Source organism: Kaistella rhinocerotis (assembly GCF_030243905.1).
GTDB lineage: Bacteria > Bacteroidota > Bacteroidia > Flavobacteriales > Weeksellaceae > Kaistella > Kaistella rhinocerotis.
In genome coordinates this window covers 947420-953775 of the sequence record NZ_JASSYY010000002.1, presented here as the reverse complement: position 1 = coordinate 953775, position 6356 = coordinate 947420, and the positions used below count along the sequence as shown (strand labels likewise).

Sequence of the window (6356 nt, the reverse complement as noted above, 5' to 3'; positions counted from 1 at the left end):
TCAAAAAGGTTTTATACTTATATATTATACGACCTTAACTTTATAAATATATAGTATCCAGCCAGAACACCCACAGTGTCTGCAACGAGGTCAAGCCCTTCCAGGGAACGGCCAAAGCCCATCACATCCTGCAAAATTTCTGTAAGTATAGAATAGATGAGCATCACCTGTATATATATAGTAAACCTGGTTTTTGGGTATGCGGCCATAAAACAGAAGCCGAGCAAACCAAAGATACTTAGGTGCAACAGCTTATCAATCCCCGAAAACATAAATGGATATTCAAGGTTTTCAACTCCCGGCCGCAGAAGCATATATGTAAGAAATGCCCAATAAATGGGCAAAATCTTTTTAAAAAGTTTTGAAATCTTATCCAAGAGATTCCTGATATTGCTCGGCCGTAAGCAATTCCGAGGCATCTACATCTTCTGCCAACTCCAACTTGATGATCCACCCATTACCATAAGGATCGGTATTCAACAGTTCGGGCTGACTTTCAAGTTCTTCATTAAACTCTGCCACCTTTCCAGGCAATGGTAAAAACAGGTCTGAAACTGTCTTTACAGCTTCTACGCTGCCAAAAACATCGTTCTCCGCCAGTTCGTCACCCACGGTGTCCACATCTACAAAAACTATATCACCCAATTCGCCCTGGGCAAAATCTGTAATTCCGATGGTAGCGATGTTACCTTCGATTCTAATCCATTCATGCTCTTTGGTGTACCTTAATTCAGACGGTGTGTTCATTTTCTTTAATTTAATTCTTCAAAAATAATTAAAAAATACCATACGGGTAATCTTTAGAGACTTTAATATATGAAGTTCTGAATTGCTTTTACCGTACAGCACGTCTATAATCGATATCTTTGTAGAAGTATGAGCTGCTGCAGCCATTATTAAAAATATAAAAGATGACTTTACAAAAGAAATTAGAGACCGCCGACAAATCTTTCAGAAACTGGAGAGCGGTTCCGTTTGCACAGAAACAGAAACTACTGCTGAAACTGGCAAAGACTCTCGACAAAAACAAAAAATCATACGCGGAAAACATCACAAAGGAGATGAAGAAGCCCATTTCTCAATCTATTGCAGAGGTAGAGAAGTGCGCACTGATGACCAGATACTATGCAAACGCAAAAAACGTACTTGCCCCTGAAAAGATTGAAACCGAATTCCGCGTTTCAGAAATTCATTACGCGCCCGTGGGCGTAGTTTTAGGTGTGATGCCCTGGAATTTTCCGTTTTGGCAAGTCCTCCGGTTTGCGGTGCCGGCCATATTGGCGGGTAACGCGGTCGTTTTGAAGCATGCTTCAATCTGTTTTGGCAGCGGAAAACTGATTGAAAAACTGTTTCTGGATGCAGGTTTCCCAAAAGGCGTCTTTCAAAATCTTGAAATTGGACATTCTGAAGTAAAGACTGTGCTTGAAAATCCCATCGTGAGGGCTGTAAGTCTTACGGGAAGTGAAAAGGCCGGCGCAGAAGTGGCTTCGATAGCCGGAAAAAACATTAAAAAATCTTTGTTGGAGCTTGGCGGAAGCGATGCGTTCATCATTTTGGATGATGCAGATCTGAAGAAAGCCGCAAAAAGTGCTGCCAAAGCAAGACTCCAAAATTGCGGACAGGCCTGCAACGCCGGCAAACGGTTCATCATTCAAAAAAATGTGCTGAAAGAATTTTTGCCCATCTTCATTAAAGAATATCAGAAATACGTCCCCGCAGACCCAATGGAAAAGGACACCAAACTTACAGGAATGGCGCGTCCGGATCTTGCCGACGAACTTGAAAAGCAATATAAAAAGTCTTTGAAAAACGGTGCGGAAGTTATATTACCGCTCGAAAGGATTTCAGATTACGAATTTAATCCCGGACTGATGATGGTGAAAAAAGGCAATCCGGTTTTGCAGGAAGAACTTTTTGGTCCGCTAGGTATTGTGATGGTTGCCAAAAATGATGTTGAAGCGCTGGAACTGGCGAATGACATTCCGTTTGGGCTTGGAAATTCGGTTTGGACTAAAGATAAGAAACGTCAACGGTTCTTTATCGAAAATCTTGAATCAGGAACGGTAAGTTTAAACAAAGAAACAAGCTCCGACCCAAGATTGCCTTTTGGTGGTGCAAAATCATCCGGTTACGGGACCGAACTTTCGCTTATCGCGCTGAAAGAATTTGTAACCGCAAAAACTATCGTCGGTCATTAGATCAGTTTTCACAAAGAAGATTTTACACAAACCCTGATTTATTCAGGGTTTTTTTATTTTGTACTCTCTTCTACTTCGTGTTTCAGCTGGGCTTTATACAACGTTGCGTAGTAGCCGTTTTTATTGAGCAATTCGAGATGTTTACCTTCTTCTACAATTTTCCCGTGCTCCATCACGATGATCTTATCAGCTTTTTCGATTGTTGAAAGCCTGTGCGCGATGATAATTGAAGTTCGGTTTTTTGTAATTTTTTCGGTAGCGCGCTGAATCAGTTTCTCACTTTCGTGGTCGATGGAAGAAGTCGCTTCGTCGAGGATCAAAATTTTCGGATCCGAAAGATAAGCTCTTAGAAATGATAACAGTTGTCTTTGACCTAATGAAATTGAGGATCCCCGTTCGCGCACCACATAATCGTAACCGCCCGGCAGGGATTCAATAAAATCATCCACTTCAATGTCCTTTGCTACCTGTTTGATTTTCTCTAAGGTCACCGTCTCGTCACCGAACGCCAGATTCTCGAAAATAGTACCGTGGAAAAGGAACACATCCTGCAATACAACGCCGATATGGCTGCGAAGGTTGTACAGTTCGTAATCTTTCAGATCTACATCATCAAGCAAAATCTTACCGGAATTGATGTCATACAAACGCGTGATCAAACTGATGATCGTAGATTTTCCCGCACCTGTAGCTCCTACGATCGCGACTGTCTGTCCCGGTTCTACTTTAAAACTGATCCCTTTCAGTACCTGCTGCTTTTCATCATAGGAAAAATGCACATTGCGGAACTCAATTCTTCCGTCATATTTATCTTTAATGATTTTCCCTTCATTGGGCAGCGCAAAATCTTCATCCATAACTCCTAAAACCCGCTCTGCGCCTACTATTCCACGCTGGATATTATTAAATCTGTCCGCGATTTGTCTTAAAGGCCTGATCAGCATCGAAATATATTGGATAAACGCAATCACCACCCCCGCCGAAATGGTGATGTAACCCCCATAAAACAGAATGAAACCGATGAATAGTGAGGAAATAAGTTCAACAACGGGAAAGAAAAGCGAAAAAATGAAAACCGTTCGGAGCAACGCTGCTTTCAGTGTGATGTTGATGGAATCAAACTTCTGAAATTCGGCTTCCTCCCGGTTAAAAACCTGGATTATGGACATGCCTGAAAGCCTTTCCTGCACGAAAGAGTTTTGATTTGCAGTCCACGTTCTCTCGTCACCGAAGGCTTTTTTGAGTCTCTTCTGAAAAAATCTTGTGATCACCACCATTAGCGGCAAAATCGCAAGTGAGATGTAACTGAGGTGAACGTCAACCTGAAACATCATGATGAGAACAAACACAATGCGCAGAATATCCCCGAAAACCATCAGGAAACCGTCCGTATAAACCGTCGCGATGGTTTCTACATCACCCACAGCGCGCGTAACTAGCTGACCCAAAGCCGTTTTATCAAAAAATGACGTCCGGAAATAGATTAATTTATGGTAAAGACGTTCGCGGATATCGCGGATTACGTTTTGTGAAATGAAATTTGAAAAGTAGACGAGGAAAAAGTTAAGGATTGTTTCTCCGAAAACCAGCGCAACCAGTATGTAAATATGCTTCATCATCAGCTCTTTGTCTTTGAGCTGAATGATGTCTGTATCCACAATCTGCATGGTGAGGTAAGGCCGGTAAGTAGAAATTACCGAAAGCAAAATAGAGATAATAAGCGTAATGATGAACCAGGACCGGAACTTCATCCCAATTCTGAACAGTCTTTTAATAATATCCCAGGTTGATTGTTTCTTCATAGTCGCTTAAAATTCTGTGCAAATTTAGGGATTTAGTATTGATGCAACCTTTACAGATTACCGGCAGAAAATGCTAATCTAGGAGTATCTGCTCAAAATCGTAACCTACGTCCACCAAAAAAAGCCCTTGAGGCGGTGCCGATGTTCCCGCTTTGCCGCGGTCTTTTGCTTCAATGATATCTCTGAAGTCTTCGATTGAAATTTTGCCGTTGCCAATTTCAATCATCGTGCCGACAATGGCGCGGACCATATTGCGCAAAAAGCGGTCTGCAGAAACATTAAATTTAAGTTCAGTGCCGGTTTTGGTCCATTCTGCGAGATAGATTTTGCAGTTGTTGGTTTTGTTATCGGTGTGCAGTTTGGAAAAACTGGTGAAGTCTTCAAACTCAAACAGAATTTTACAGGCCTCATTCATTCTCTCCAAGTCAAGCGTACGATTGATGATTTGCCACGAAAAATCGTTCAGGAACGGATTTTTTTCCAGCGAAACGATGTACTCGTAGGTTCGGAAAGTCGCATCAAATCTGGCATGCGCATCATTAGTTACTTTAAAGACATTTTTCGCAGCAATATCATTGGGTAAAAAACTATTGAGGCGATATACGAGATTTTGCGGAATATCTGAATCTAGATCAAAATGTGCGAAAATCTTTTTAGCATGCACACCCGAATCAGTGCGGCCCGCTCCGGTTATTTTGATATCGCTGCGAAGTATGGTCGACAGTGCTTTTTCAAAGACTTCCTGAACGGTGATTTGTCCTGGTTGAATTTGATAGCCGAAATAATTTTTGCCGTGGTAAGCAAATTCTATAAAATATCGCATGAGGGCAAATTTCCTAAAATATATCGGTAAAAATTAGATAAAAATATAGTAATTTGTGAGGTATGAAAAACATTTTGTTGCTTTCGGACACGCATTCGCACTTGGATGAAAGAATACTGGAATATGCGCAGCAGGTCGATGAAATCTGGCATTGCGGCGATTTTGGTAATATGGAAATAGTGCAGCAGTTAGAAAAAATAAAGCCGCTACGTGGTGTCTATGGAAATATAGACAGCTATACGATTCGCGCGTCGTTTCCGGAAGTTTTACGGTTTACATGCGAGAATGTGGAAGTTCTGATGATCCACATTGGCGGCTATCCGGGGAAATATTCGCCACTCGCGAAAACTGAAATTCAAAAACAGGCACCTAAAGTCTTTATTTCCGGCCATTCGCACATCCTGAAAGCGATGTATGACCAGAAAAACACTTTGTTGCATCTTAATCCTGGCGCCTGCGGCAAATCGGGCTGGCATAAAATGCGGACGATGATGCGGTTTCAGATCAATGGTGATCAGATTGAAAATCTAGAAGTGATTGAATTAGGTACTAGGTAGGTTTGCTTTAAATATAAATGGTAACGAATAGCTATTTTTTTTTCGTGACCGAATCATAGATACTGTGTACCAAACCGTCTGCAACTGAAATTTTTGGTACAAATATTTTGTTTATATCACCCCATTCCATCACTTTCGTAAAAATCTGAAGCGCCGGCACCAGCACATCTGCGCGGTCTTCCCGAAGATTATGTTTGGCCATCCGCTCAGGAACCGACAATTTATATAAATCTTTATACCAGGTTTTCAGACCCGAAAGTACCAGCGGATTTCCGTCTTTCGTCTTGCTCATCGAGAAGATTTTGTTGATGTTTCCTCCGGAGCCAATCGCAACCACTGGTTTTTTACTGTTGATATTTCGCCGGATCTCCTCTTTCATCTCTTTCCAGTGATCTTCATTTACCAGGTTATTAAGCAAACGTATCGTTCCGATGTCAAATGAACGCGAATATTTTCGCTGGCCGTTTTCGAAAAAAGTAAGTTCCGTACTTCCGCCACCCACATCGATGTAGAGATAAGCAAAATCTTTATCAAGCCCTTCTGCAATATGATTTTCAAAAACCAGGGCCGCTTCCGCGTCACCACTTATTATTTCAATATCGATTCCGGATTCCTTTTTTACCTGCTTAATGATGTCGCGGCCGTTTCTCGCGTCCCGCATAGCACTCGTGGCGCAGGCGCGGTAATGCTCTACCTTGTAAACCTTCATCATACCACTGAAGATGCGCATACTTCCAGCGAGCATTTCCTTCCTTTCCTCACCTATCTCACCGTTGGCGAAAACGTCGAAACCCAGCCGCAACGGTATGCGCAGAAGATTCAGCTTCGTGAATTCGGGCTTTCCTTTCTTTACGGCCTTTACTTCGGAAATCAGCAGACGCGCCGCGTTGCTGCCGATATCTATTGCTGCGATGATCATGTTCAGAAATAATTTGTGTTAATTTTTTCAATCAACTATTTTATTCAAATAGCAATT

The 6356-nt window shown here is 41.9% G+C and carries 7 protein-coding genes; 2 read left to right on the top strand and 5 right to left on the bottom strand.

Annotated elements, in window-relative coordinates; genetic code table 11:
* Window positions 1-17 precede the first annotated feature (17 nt).
* Together QEP06_RS09695 and gcvH are read right to left on the bottom strand one after the other, a co-directional pair.
* Window positions 18-377, bottom strand: coding sequence for a VanZ family protein (locus QEP06_RS09695; RefSeq protein ID WP_251832065.1), 360 nt, complete (start codon window positions 375-377; stop codon window positions 18-20).
* Window positions 370-747, bottom strand: coding sequence for a glycine cleavage system protein GcvH (gene gcvH / locus QEP06_RS09690; RefSeq protein ID WP_251832066.1), 378 nt, complete (start codon window positions 745-747; stop codon window positions 370-372). The genes QEP06_RS09695 and gcvH overlap by 8 nt, the downstream gene beginning before the upstream one ends.
* 164 nt (window positions 748-911) lie before the next feature.
* Here gcvH and QEP06_RS09685 point away from each other — a divergent pair, with 164 nt between their 5' ends.
* Complete coding sequence (locus QEP06_RS09685; RefSeq protein WP_285270068.1) at window positions 912-2198, top strand: aldehyde dehydrogenase family protein; 1287 nt, start codon at window positions 912-914, stop codon at window positions 2196-2198.
* 53 nt (window positions 2199-2251) lie between these two features.
* Here QEP06_RS09685 and QEP06_RS09680 read toward each other — a convergent pair whose 3' ends face one another.
* Both QEP06_RS09680 and truA read right to left on the bottom strand, forming a co-directional pair.
* On the bottom strand, window positions 2252-4000 hold the full coding sequence (locus QEP06_RS09680) for an ABC transporter ATP-binding protein (RefSeq protein ID WP_285270067.1): 1749 nt from the start codon (window positions 3998-4000) through the stop codon (window positions 2252-2254).
* A 73-nt stretch (window positions 4001-4073) separates the two neighbouring features.
* On the bottom strand, window positions 4074-4823 hold the full coding sequence (gene truA / locus QEP06_RS09675) for a tRNA pseudouridine(38-40) synthase TruA (protein WP_285270066.1): 750 nt from the start codon (window positions 4821-4823) through the stop codon (window positions 4074-4076).
* A 62-nt stretch (window positions 4824-4885) separates the two neighbouring features.
* Between truA and QEP06_RS09670 the strand changes: the two genes are divergently transcribed.
* Window positions 4886-5380, top strand: coding sequence for a metallophosphoesterase family protein (locus QEP06_RS09670; protein ID WP_285270065.1), 495 nt, complete (start codon window positions 4886-4888; stop codon window positions 5378-5380).
* Window positions 5381-5411: 31 nt separating this feature from the next.
* Here QEP06_RS09670 and QEP06_RS09665 read toward each other — a convergent pair whose 3' ends face one another.
* On the bottom strand, window positions 5412-6299 hold the full coding sequence (locus tag QEP06_RS09665; RefSeq protein ID WP_285270064.1) for a Ppx/GppA phosphatase family protein: 888 nt from the start codon (window positions 6297-6299) through the stop codon (window positions 5412-5414).
* Window positions 6300-6356: the final 57 nt, after the last annotated feature.